The sequence below is a fragment of the Mesorhizobium sp. M8A.F.Ca.ET.208.01.1.1 genome, from assembly GCF_004791315.1.
In the GTDB taxonomy this organism is placed as follows: Bacteria; Pseudomonadota; Alphaproteobacteria; order Rhizobiales; family Rhizobiaceae; genus Mesorhizobium.
The window spans coordinates 1-543 of record NZ_SRUT01000036.1 but is presented as its reverse complement, the minus strand read 5'-3'; the positions used below and the strand labels follow the sequence as shown (position 1 = coordinate 543).

2 pseudogenes are annotated in these 543 nt (G+C 59.1%); one reads left to right on the top strand and one right to left on the bottom strand.

The annotated features are described in order from the left end of the window. A pseudogene (locus EN851_RS34145) lies at nucleotides 1-304 on the bottom strand (IS481 family transposase); the annotation flags it as partial. Here EN851_RS34145 and EN851_RS37510 point away from each other — a divergent pair. Beyond that, nucleotides 287-543: pseudogene (locus EN851_RS37510) on the top strand (hypothetical protein); the annotation flags it as partial. The pseudogenes EN851_RS34145 and EN851_RS37510 overlap by 18 nt on opposite strands.

Below are 543 nucleotides of genomic sequence, written 5' to 3'. Positions count from 1 at the left end.
GCGAGGAGCGCGTCAGGTGCGGGATCGTCGGCTGGAGGGCATAGAGGCAGTCATCCAGCGGCAGCAGCGTGTGCTTGCGAAAGGTAACGACGATTGCCTCTTCCTCAAGCGACAAGATCGTCGATCTCGGCTCCTGTGGGCCGGTCGGCAGATCGGCAACTGACGTCCGCTTCTTCCATTTAGCGACGGTCTTCTGGTTGATCCCGTAGCGCTTGGCCAGCGTTCTCAGGCTCTCTTGACTATTCTGTATTGTTCGACGGATCGCCTCTGTCGTTGTGGCGCTGCCGTGAAGAACCTGGCCCATAGTGCATCCTTCCATTCTTGGGAAAACAATGCACCATCAAATGCCAGGATCAAACAGTTAGGTGATGGAGGTACAGCTGGGAGCGATGGACGACGTCCGATCAACGCGGCGTACGGCTCAGCGCCGTTTCGCGGGCCATCACTCGGTATCCACGCTGTATATCCGGCCGCCCGCTTCCGTCCGGCCAAGGCGACGCAATTTGAAGGAATGCTCGCCCAAAGCGGCAAGGCCGGTGTCTG